8 protein-coding genes and 1 pseudogene are annotated in these 11,091 nt (G+C 31.9%); 5 read left to right on the top strand and 4 right to left on the bottom strand.

The window, feature by feature from the left end; translation table 11 throughout:
• From SULYE_RS02315 to SULYE_RS02305, 3 genes and pseudogenes are all read right to left on the bottom strand, one after another.
• Window positions 1-389, bottom strand: a pseudogene (locus SULYE_RS02315) (pilus assembly protein PilY); the annotation flags it as partial.
• Between the two features lie 2 nt (window positions 390-391).
• Window positions 392-688: a hypothetical protein gene (locus tag SULYE_RS02310; protein WP_007546119.1), complete on the bottom strand. Its 297-nt coding sequence runs from the start codon at window positions 686-688 to the stop codon at window positions 392-394.
• Between the two features lie 338 nt (window positions 689-1,026).
• Window positions 1,027-1,968, bottom strand: coding sequence for a flagellin N-terminal helical domain-containing protein (locus tag SULYE_RS02305; protein WP_007546118.1), 942 nt, complete (start codon window positions 1,966-1,968; stop codon window positions 1,027-1,029).
• A 298-nt stretch (window positions 1,969-2,266) separates the two neighbouring features.
• Here SULYE_RS02305 and uvrC point away from each other — a divergent pair, with 298 nt between their 5' ends.
• Window positions 2,267-3,997: an excinuclease ABC subunit UvrC gene (uvrC, locus tag SULYE_RS02300; protein ID WP_007546117.1), complete on the top strand. Its 1,731-nt coding sequence runs from the start codon at window positions 2,267-2,269 to the stop codon at window positions 3,995-3,997.
• 234 nt (window positions 3,998-4,231) lie between these two features.
• On the opposite strand, the gene SULYE_RS02295 is transcribed toward uvrC, so the two are convergent.
• The gene (locus tag SULYE_RS02295) at window positions 4,232-4,585 is read right to left on the bottom strand and encodes a hypothetical protein (RefSeq protein ID WP_007546115.1); all 354 of its coding nucleotides are present in this window, start codon (window positions 4,583-4,585) and stop codon (window positions 4,232-4,234) included.
• Window positions 4,586-4,889: 304 nt separating this feature from the next.
• Between SULYE_RS02295 and SULYE_RS02290 the strand changes: the two genes are divergently transcribed.
• From SULYE_RS02290 to SULYE_RS07935, 4 genes are all read left to right on the top strand, one after another.
• A complete protein-coding gene (locus tag SULYE_RS02290) occupies window positions 4,890-7,301 on the top strand; it encodes a DEAD/DEAH box helicase (RefSeq protein ID WP_007546113.1) in 2,412 nt (803 codons plus the stop codon).
• Entirely contained in the window at window positions 7,298-8,395 is a 1,098-nt protein-coding gene (gene hemW / locus SULYE_RS02285) for a radical SAM family heme chaperone HemW (protein ID WP_007546112.1), read from the top strand. Before SULYE_RS02290 ends, hemW begins: the two co-directional genes overlap by 4 nt.
• A 31-nt stretch (window positions 8,396-8,426) precedes the next feature.
• A complete protein-coding gene (locus SULYE_RS02280; RefSeq protein WP_007546110.1) occupies window positions 8,427-9,947 on the top strand; it encodes a type I restriction-modification system subunit M in 1,521 nt (506 codons plus the stop codon).
• An 11-nt stretch (window positions 9,948-9,958) separates the two neighbouring features.
• The coding region (locus SULYE_RS07935) for a restriction endonuclease subunit S (protein WP_198001792.1) at window positions 9,959-11,091 on the top strand (1,133 nt) is incomplete at its 3' end.

Raw genomic sequence — 11,091 nt, 5'->3', positions numbered from 1 at the left:
AGTGCCCACCTTACAAGGTCTATGCGGGTCATGTATAGAAAGTTAAGACAGCTGCCCGCATAGAGCTTGGTTTTCTTAATTCGGTCAGCACTATTTGGACAGGTTGTTGCCGTTCCTGTAGTCTCCTCCCAGTAATCTTGTGATGAGTTATATTTATAAACTTTGTCAGGTATGAAATAACCCTCCTCATTTCCTTGATACGTGGTGCCATCGTATGCTAATAAAGACATTGAACCGCTTACGTCAATAACCAACATTACGTTTGGAGACACAGATGTAGTAATTGTTGGTGGAGTATAGCAGTACTCACTCATATTGGCAGCTTTTGAATTATTATAGAAAAATACTAAAAATATTAAAGATAATATAAAATTTCTAAACTTTAACATTTTTAATCCTCCATCACGAAATATTTTAAAATCTTGTGTTTTTCACTTTTTATACATTCCGAACTATCTATAATGAAGTTTATTTTCTTGTTAATTATCTTCTCTCTTTGTAAATTTATATTTGGATTGATTATGAAAACCCTTTCACCTCTACATGAACCACTTTCAACTAATATAACTATTTCTTTCGCTTTAGGGTTATAATCTTTTACTATGCCATAAAGCATTAACTCATCGATAGCAAATGATAAATTAAATATTATCATTAAAAGTAAAGTAAAGTATCTAAAAAGTTTCATACTTCTTCCTCTGTTTTATTATTATGTAATTTAAATATAATCCTTTTTTTGTGAAAAAATCATGATTATTTAGAAATTTGATATAAAAAGTAGATTAAAGCCTTATTAATTGTTAGTGAGAGATTCATAAAAGTATGAGATTCTTCGCTGGCTGCAGAATGACAAAGAAGGTTCCACCCTTTTTTCTATGATACTTATCAATCAACCTTTAACAGTCATCCTGAGGAATTTTGTCCGAAGGATCTTTTATTGCTATTTAAAAGGAAGAGGGGTAAAAAAGGAGATTCTTCGCTTCGCGCAGAATGGCGATGTTGATTTTTGGAACATTATCATCTTTATTACTTAAAAAAATCAAGCAAAGATAATTGTCTGTTTTGATTGTATGTCGCTATCAATGCTTGATATGCTGTTTGGGCTTTTTGAAGATTTGTTATAGCCTGTGCAGCATCTACATCTTGAAGATTGGATATTAAATTATCGTTAAAGACTTTATTTTTCTCAAAGCCGGATTTTAAATCATTGATTATTTTAACTTTTGTTCCTATGATGGATGTGTATTGTAAAACATTGTTTAATCCTACATCAAAAGCTTCAAGAATTTTTAAATTTTGTCCATTTACAGGAATAGTAGCTGTATTTAATTCTCCCAAGCTTCCTGTTCCTGCTATAGCTCTATCTATTATATCAACAATTTTATCAATAGCTTTAATCATTATCATTTGTTTATCATTTGTATCAACTCCAAGATACTTTGACCCATCAAAAGTTGTATTAATCTCTACGCCCGGAGCGACAGGAACTTTAGTTTCTGTAGTTTCTCCCTGATAAAATCCGTTAGAATCAAATGGGTCTGTTTGGCTCTTTACTCCACCAAAAATTCTTGTATCACCAATAGAGTAGTTAGCTTGCTTTATAATATAATCTTTCATGCTGACAAAATAATCTCTTAATACTTTCGCATCTTCTTTATCTAAAACACCTGTATTTAATAATCTAACAATCTCAACTCTTAACTCTTGTCCTGCTTTTGATATATTACTTAAAGTACTTTCTGCTTGGTCTAAAACGTTTAATACAAAATCCATATTTCTTAAGTAAGTGTCTATGTTTTGATTGATTGTTTTTAATCTTAAAGATGCAACAGTTGCAACAGTATCATCAGATGGAGAAAGTAGTTTTTTGCCTGTTGCTATCTGTTTGCTGTATTTTTCTATTTCATTTTGTCTAATTTGGTCATTCTTTATGTAATTGTCATACTTAATCAAATCCGTAATTCTCATGACATCACCTTAAATGTTAGTATTTTGCTAAATTTATTATCGTATATTTTAAAATATTTTTTAGTTGGAATTGGAATGCAATGTTTTAGAAACACCTTTGGGAGAGTGTTCCAAAACTTTTGCAAGCTTACCTTTCCGTCATCCTGAGGACGAAGTCCGAAGGATCTCTTTTTTGATTTTTTGACTTGAAAAGAAAGATATGAGATTCTTCGCTTCGCTCAGAATGACAATCTTGATTATTGAAACACTCTCATGCATCAACTTGACTATTTAAAGCCAAATTATTAAATTATTTATCATGAATAAAACTTTTGATTGGGCATTGGAGTTTATAAATAAAGCACCAGAAGAGCCGGGCGTTTATCTGTTTAAAGATAGAAAAAAACAATATGTGTACATCGGAAAAGCTGTAAATATAAAAAATCGCCTAAAAAATCATTTTCAGCAGTTAAAAGTAGACCCAAAAGAAAGAAAAATTTTTAAAGAAAGTTCAAGCATAGAATGGATAATAACAAAATCAGACTACGAAGCATTCGTTCTTGAAAATGAGCTTATTAAACAGTACAAGCCAAAGTATAATGTAAGATTAAAATCAGGAAGTAGCTATCCTATGCTTGTTATCACAGATGAAGAGTATCCTACTGTTAAAATCAGCAGAAAGTTTGGAGAGATAAAGGGAGAGTATTTTGGACCATTTCTTCCTGCAAGAACTGCAAGAGCTATGAAAGAGCTAATTCATAAACTGTTTAAATTAAGAACCTGCGACCCACTGCCAAAAAGAAGCTTGGTGTGTTTTGATTACCATCTTGGGCTTTGCTCCGGTCCTTGTGCAGATAAAATATCCATGAAAGAGTACAAGGAGGATGCAAAGGTTGCTAAAGCTTTCTTATCCGGAAATGTTAAAAATGTTATTTATGAACTCTACGATAAAATTAATGACTATACAAACAAGCTTATGTTTGAGAAAGCAGCAGTCATTAGAGACCAAATCAAAGCAATTGAGATGACAATAAAAAAACAAGAAGTTATAGGTGTTGGAGTTGAAGAGGCTGATATTTTTTACTTTTCAAGTGGTAGAGCTTATTTGATTATCGTAAGAGGAAATAGAATAGTTGGAAAGGATGAGCTGAAGGTTCAAAATGAAGAGTTTGAAGAAGGTAATGAGATAGCCATCATCACTGATTATTACAGTAAAGACACATACATACCAAAAACAATCATCACAAACAAAGATTTAGAAGATTTAGAAAATCTTAAACAATGGCTTTTAAAAGCAAAAAATAAAGAAGTTGAAATACTTACTTCTTTGCCGGAACAAGTGGAAGGCTTTATAAAAAGAAACATAAACATAGAAAACGTAGAAAATCTTAAATCAGAGTTTGAAAGAGTGTTTGGATTTAGTCTTCCAAACAGAGTGGAGTGTTTTGATATTTCCCATCTTGATGGAAAGTTTACCGTTGGTTCTTGTGTTGTTTGGGAAAATGGAAGCATGAATAAAAGAGAGTATAGAAGGTTTAGAGTTAAAACGGTTAATTATATAGATGATTTTGCATCATTAAGAGAAGTTTTAACACGTAGATTTAGAAGGTATAAAGAGATGGATAATCCGCCGGAGCTTGTTTTAATAGATGGTGGAAAAGGTCAGCTAAGCCAAGGATTGACTGTAAGGCAAGAGCTTGGACTTGAGAATCTGCGAGTTTTCTCAATAGCAAAAAAAGATGAGATTATCTATACAGACGATGGAAAAGAAGTTAGATTGTTTGAAAATCAAGAGCTTTTAAAGTTCTTTACAAAAATAAGAGATGAAGCGCATAGATTTGCCATTACTTATAACAGAAAGTTAAGAGAAAAAGAAGGTTTAAAAAGCGTACTTGATAACATTGAAGGTATAGGTGAAAAAAGAAAGGAAATTTTATACAGGACTTATAAAACATTAGACAACATTTTAAAGGCAAGCGACGAAGAGTTAAAAAAGCTTGGAATTCCTGCATCTGTAAGTCAAAAAATAAAGGAATATTTAAAATTTTAGCATAGGAAAAAATGAGTAGAAATAGTTGATGGAGATTGCCCATGAGGCTGCTGTAAAAATCCACATCTTCATTCTGAGAGAAGGGAAAAATCTCTTTTTCTTTTCAAAAAAATCAGAATAGGAAATACTTCGGACTAAAGTCCTCAAGTATGACGGACAAAAGTAAAGTTATACCCACATATTCATTTCATATCTTAAAAAAATTTTAGCATCCTCAGTTAAAAAGAAGCTATATTATTTAACGATACCGACTAATTTAGCTAAAAGCTCTAAAGAGTTTTGATTTAAAATTACAATAATAGCAATCAAAATGATGACCGCAATTCTCAAATCTTTCCTGAATTCCAGTCTTGTTATTTCGATTTCTTTCCTAACAACATCAATCTCTTTCTTAAATTCAATTTCTAACGTTTTCATTTCTTGTCTCAATAGCTCAATATCATACTTAGAAGCAATTTCTTTTTTAAGGTCATCTGAAATAGAGATTTTCAATTTTTCTTCAGAAGACTCTAAGGATTCTTTGATAGATTTTTGCAGTATTTCAACGGCTTTTTGAGCATCTTCTTTTCTAAACACTTTTTCAAACATTTGATATACTTCAAGTGGTATTATTCCATTAATTTAAATCCATCAAAATAATTTTACAATAAAATACATTGGAATGAGAAATTTAATAAAAGTAGGAAATTCTTTGCCGAAAGTAGAATGACAAATTTTTATTTTCCTTGTCATTCAACAGCGAAGCAAATGAACTCATTTTTATCTTTCTTTAAATAGACATAAAAAATTTCTTTCCTTCATCCAAGAAGACAAACTCCCGAATTTCTCCCCCAAACCATCTGTTATAATATTCTTTTTAAACTAAACAAGAAAACCACGAGACAGTAGAAAAATGAAAATAGTCTATAAGAAATTAATACCGGGTACAAAACCAGAATACAAAGAATTTGAATTCAAATCAAAAAAGATTAATAACTTTATAAAAGAAAACAGCATAAAACTTTACAGCCATCAAGCCGATGCAATAGAGCAGATACTAAAAGGAAATGACATAATTGTTACTACACCTACAGCTTCAGGAAAGTCTTTAATCTACACTTTATCAATCTTAGAAAAAATAGACCAAAACCCGGACACGACAGCCGTTTTAATTTTTCCCCTTGTTGCCCTTGCAAGAGACCAAAAAGAAAAAATAGAAAACCTTATAAAAATGACAAAAATCAAAGCAACTGTTGAAACATACTATGGAGACACTTCAAATACTGAAAGAGTAAGAATAAGGTCAAATCCGCCAAACTTTTTAATCACAACCCCGGATATGCTAAATCAGGGAATTTTGCCAAATCATTGGAGCTGGGATAAATTTTTTACAAATTTAGAGTTTGTCGTTATTGACGAAATTCACGCCTACAGAGGAGTGCTTGGGTCTCATGTTGCAAATATTTTTAGAAGATTAAACAGATTAGCTAATTTTTACACAGGGAAAGAGCCTTTATACATCTGCAACTCTGCAACCATCAGAAACCCAAGTCTTTTTGCAGAAAAGCTTACAGGAAAGAAAAATTTTATAGAAATATCAAAATCCGGAGCACCATCCCCAAAAAAATTGATATACATCACAGAGCCGGCTCCTAACCATCAACTTATAGAGCTTATAATAGGATTTCTAAAAACAGGAACATCAACGATAGTTTTTATGGACAGTAGAAAAGATATAGAAGTTATTTATCTAAACATAAAAAAAGAGCTTGAAAAAAGAAATCTTTTTCACCTTATGAATAAGGTAAAACCTTACAGGTCTGGATACAGACAGGAAGAAAGGAGAGAAATAGAAAAAGGTTTGGCTAATGGAGATATAACGGTCGTACTTTCTACAAGTTCGTTAGAAATGGGAATAGATATTGGAGAGATTCAGTGTGTTGTTTTAAAAGGTTTTCCGGGGACGCTGGCTGCTATGTGGCAACGCTTTGGAAGAGCCGGCAGAAGAGGACAAACAGCATACAACTACCTAATCACAAAACAAGATGCCCTAGACCAGTATTATCTTAAAAATCCTGAAGATATTTTTAACAGAAATGTAGAGGAGCCAATCATAAACCCAGAAAATAAATACATTCTTAAAAAACATCTAATATTATCAGCTAAAGAACTTCCTATTCATATTAGAGATATAAAGCCATCAGAAAAAGAAGCGGTAAAAGAGCTTTTAGAAGAAAAAATTCTTTATATTGATAAAGATAAAATCAAATCAAGAAAAAAAATCTCTTTTAGCATCAGGTCAGCAGGAGATAGTTATAATATAGTAGACATAAAGACCAATCGTTCTATCGGAAATCTTGAGCAAGAGTATGTATTTTATGAAGCTTTTCCAAATGCAGTTTATATTCATTCCGGAGAAACTTATAAAGTTATCAATGTAGATAATGATGATAAGGTGGTGTATGTTGAAAAAGTAGATTTAAATTATTTTACACATCCGGTATTGGCTTCAGAGACAGAAATACAAAGCATTGAAAAATCAAGAAAATTTAAAGATATAGAGATCTTTTATGGAAGCGTCAACGTTAGGTCTATGGTAATAGGATACTCAAAAATAGAGATAGAATCTAATAAAAGAATCAACGATGTTATGTTTGATTATAAAAAAATTTTAGAAAGAAATTTTGCCACAAAAGCAGTATGGTTTACCATTCCGGATTATTATAAAGGTTTGATAGAAAAGAATACATTAGAAAACAGTCAGAAAACAGTTCTATCACTGCTTGGAAGAAAGCTTGAAAATCCGGTCTATGAGATGGTTTTAAACATAGTTTCAAACAGTAAAACTCTATACAGAAAACTTGGAGAAATTTTAAAAGAGAATGATTCTAATTTCATAAAAAATTATTTAAAAAATCTATCTAAAACAGAGACTGAGATTTTGACAACAGAAGCTGAAAGATTATTGAACGAGAAAAATATTTTCATAGGTGCTTTACATGGAGCTGAACATGGGATGATCGGTATTTATTCCATCTTTGCCATGAATGACAGATGGGATATTGGCGGATTGTCTACAAACTACCATCCACAGACAGAAAAAGCAAGTATATTTATTTATGACGGCTACGAAGGTGGGATAGGCTACGCAGAAGTAGGCTTTGAAAGGTTGGAAGATATTTTAAAAGCAACTTACAAAAACATTAAAAACTGTAAATGTTTAAATGGTTGTCCGTCTTGTATATTATCTCCAAAATGCGGAAACGCAAACGAACATCTTGATAAACTGGCTACAGAAAAATTTTTAGAATTAGTCTTAGCATGATAAAAGGAATTTATATACACATACCATTTTGCAATATAAAATGTCCATACTGTGATTTTACATCTTTTGTTTGGCAAGAAGATAAATTGAAAGATAGGTACGTAGAAGCTCTTAAAAAAGAGCTTTTGATGTACTTAGATAATGATTTTGATATTCAAACCATCTACTTTGGAGGCGGTACACCATCAACGCTAAAACCTGAAAAGATCGCTGAAATAATAGATTTTATAAAAAATAACGTAAAGCATCAAAAAAATCTTGAGATAACAGTTGAAATAAATCCAAAAACCTATGAATATGATGAGTTTAAAATCATAAAAGATGCAGGAGTAAACAGAATAAGCATTGGTAATCAATCATTTTTAGAAAAAAATCTTACAATGCTTGGTAGAGACCACAAACCGGAAGATAGCTATAAAACCATAGAAAACTGTCTTAAAGCCGGAATATCTAACATAAATCTTGATTTGATTTATGGAATTCAAAACCAAACTTTACAAGACCTTGAAAAAGATTTAGAAATATATACATCACTACCTATAACTCACATATCAGCTTATATGCTGACTGCCTACGAAGACACACCCCTTGGAACACTTGTAGAAAAAGGACTTTATCATCTACCTGATGAAGATTTAGTATATCAAATGTTTTTAATGATAGACCAAGCTTTACATAACAAAGGCTTTGAAAGATATGAACTTTCAAACTGGGCAAAAAAAGGCTATGAATGTAAACACAATCTATTTTATTGGATAGATGTAAACTTTCTCGGCATTGGCGTTTCTGCTTGGTCTTATATAGACAATAAAAGGTTTGGAAATACTAAGAATATAAACGAGTATTTAGAGAATGTTGAAAAAGGTATAAAACCTGTTAAGTTTAGCGAGGTTTTAGATGAAAAGAAAAAGCTTGAAGAAAAAATCTTCTTAGGCTTGAGGCTTAAGGAGGGTATAGATGTAGATTTGATCAAGAATAAGGATCTTCTAAAAGAGTTAGTAGATGAGGGCTATGGAGATGTAAAAGATGGAAGGTTTTATTTACTTCCAAAGGGAATAATGGTTATTAATGAAATAGTTAGGAAGGTTTTATAGTAAAATTTTTTAATAAAAATGGGAGGGCATCATGGCAAAGAAAACAAAAGTAAAAAATAACGAGCCATTAGAAGCTAAACTTTGGAAAGCAGCAGATACTCTTAGAAAAAATATTGACGCAGCAGAATATAAGCATGTTGTGTTGGGGTTAGTCTTTTTAAAGTATATCTCAGATGCCTTTGAAAAACTTTACGAAGAGCTCAAAAAAGACCCTTATGCTGACCCGGAGGATAAAGACGAATATTTAGCAAAAAATGTTTTTTACATTCCAGAAAAGGCAAGATGGAGTGAGATTAAAAAACATGCAAAAAATCCAGAGATAGGAAAAATTCTTGACGAAGCAATGGATGAGATAGAAAGAGAAAACCCTCAATTAAAAGGCGTTTTACCAAAGGTTTATTCAAAAGGAAACATAGACCCATTATCTCTTGGAGGGCTTATAGACCTATTTGATAACATTGAGTTAGAAGCTGTAAAAGAAAAAAGTGCCGATATTCTAGGATATGTCTTTGAATACTTTTTAGGACAGTTTGCATTAGCTGAAGGAAAGAAAGGCGGACAATTCTACACTCCAAAAAGTGTTGTGGAACTTTTGGTAGAAATGATACAACCATTCAAAGGAAGAGTATTTGACCCTTGCTGTGGCTCTGGTGGAATGTTTGTTCAATCTGAAAAATTTGTATTAGCACATCAAGGAAAAATTGATGATATTTCTATCTACGGACAAGAAAGCAACCAAACCACTTGGAAGCTTTGTAAGATGAATTTAGCAATCAGACATATAGACAGCTCACAGGTAAAATGGAACAGTGAAGGCTCACTTTTAAACGATGCACACAAAGACTTAAAGGCAGATTATATATTAGCAAACCCGCCGTTTAACCAAAAAGAATGGGGAAGAGAATATTTAGAGAATGACCCAAGATGGCAGTATGGAATACCACCGGCAGGAAATGCAAACTACGCTTGGATACAGCATTTTATTTATCATCTAAGCAATAAAGGAAAAGCTGGGTTTGTTCTTGCTAAAATTTCGTTAACATCTAAACAAAAAGAAGAGTATGAGATAAGAAAAAACTTAATAGAGGCTGATTTAGTAGAGTGTATAGTAAATTTGCCTGGCAAATTATTTTTAAATGCTCCCATTCCTGTTTGTTTGTGGTTTATAAATAAAAACAAAAAAAGAAAAGGACAGATTCTTTTTATAGATGCAAGGGATATGGGGGAACTTATAAACAGAAGACTAAGAGTCTTAAGACCTGAGGATATACGAAAGATAGCAGATACTTATCATGAATGGCAAAAAGGTAGCGACGGAAACTATCAAGATATAGTAGGCTTTTGTAAGTCTGCAAGTTTGGAAGAGGTAAGGAATTTAGATTATGCTTTAGCACCTGGTAGGTATGTTGGACTTCCTGAGGAAGAAGATGATTTTGACTTTGTAGAAAGGTTTAATAAGTTAAAGGCTGAGTTTGAAGAGCAGATAAAAGAAGAAGAGAGATTTAATAAGCTTATTTTAGAGAATTTGGCAAGGTTGGATTTGGAGGGTTAAGTATGGAGTTTTTGGAAGAGATAGAGTATGTGGGAGATATTCCTGAAGGTTGGAAGTGGGTAAAATTAGGGGAAATAGCGGATGTTAGGGATGGAACACATGATTCACCTAAAAAAGTCATTGACGGAAAATACTTAATTACATCAAAGCATATCAAGAATGGAAAAATTGATTTTTCAAAAGCCTATAAAATTTCCTTAGATGATTTTGAGGCAATAAACAAAAGAAGCAAAGTCGATAAATATGATATTTTGTTTTCAATGATTGGAACAATTGGCGAAATGGTAATTGTTGATTTTGAACCGGATTTTGCGATAAAAAATGTGGGTTTATTTAAAACAGGGAATAAAGATTTATCAAAATGGATTTATTACTATTTAAAGTCAAATGAGGCACAAGCTGAAATTCGTGCTTCTTTAAAAGGTTCTACACAACAATATATTACACTTGGTGATTTAAGAAATTTTCCAATCTTACTCCCTCCTCCTCCAGAGCGAAAAGCTATAGCTGAGGTTCTTTCAAGCATAGATGACAAAATAGAGCTACTCCATCGTCAAAATAAAACACTTGAAGAAATGGCAATGACTTTATTCAGGCAGTGGTTTATTGAGCCAACAAAAGATGGATTGCCTGATGGGTGGGAAGAGAAGAGATTAAAAGATGTTTACATTTTTGAGAAAGGTATAGAACCAGGAAGTAAAAATTATTTAAAAACACCAGGTATTGATACTGTTAGATTTATAAGAGTTGGTAATATGTTAGATAATAAAGCTGACGTTTATGTTAAAAAAGATTTAGCAAGAAATAGCATTTGTAATTTTGACGATCTTTTAGTTTCTTTTGACGGTACAGTTGGCAGGGTTTCATTTGGTTTAGTTGGTTGTTATTCATCAGGAATTAGGAAAATCTATTCAAAAGATGAAATTTACAATAAACTTTGGTTAAAGCACCAGATATTTATTAGCGAAGAAATTCAAGATGAAATAAACATGCACGCAGAAGGAACAACAATTTTACACGCAAGCAGTAGTATTGATTATTTATCCTTTGTATTTCCACCAAAAGAAAAAATTGAAGAATACGATAAATTTTTTGACCCTATCTATAAAAAGATATTACACAATAAAGCTCAAATCCAAACCCT

Origin of the sequence: Sulfurihydrogenibium yellowstonense SS-5, from assembly GCF_000173615.1 — a bacterium.
Classification (GTDB): domain Bacteria; phylum Aquificota; class Aquificia; order Aquificales; family Hydrogenothermaceae; genus Sulfurihydrogenibium; species Sulfurihydrogenibium yellowstonense.
This window is presented reverse-complemented; position numbering and strand designations above follow the sequence as displayed.